Annotated in this window: 1 protein-coding gene; it reads left to right on the top strand. The window is 67.7% G+C overall.

Going from position 1 to position 269, the window contains the following annotated elements; all coding sequences use genetic code 11:
• On the top strand, window positions 1–205 hold a 205-nt coding region (locus AC0IXR_RS25070; protein WP_471762597.1), incomplete at its 5' end, for a hypothetical protein.
• Window positions 206–269: the final 64 nt, after the last annotated feature.

The following is a 269-nucleotide window of genomic DNA, read 5'->3' as shown; positions in this document are numbered from 1 at the left end:
CGGCGGCCTCATCGTCTCGACCGGCCTGTCGCTGATCTTCGTGCCGGCCATCTTCGTCCTGGTCGACGACCGGTCTCGCCTTTTCGTCCGACTCTTCGGCCGTTTCATCGGGCGGAAGGACGAACCCACCGAGGGGACAGTCGCCCTGCCGGCCACACTGGCCAATGACGGAAAGGGCTTTCCGTCACGCTCTGCGGCGGAGTAGGCTCCGCCCTCAGCCCTTCCTGTCGAGGGGACGCCCCAGCAGCCGCGCGAACTCGGCCTCGATC

The sequence above is a fragment of the Methylobacterium sp. AC832 genome, assembly GCF_979256025.1.
This window is presented reverse-complemented; position numbering and strand designations above follow the sequence as displayed.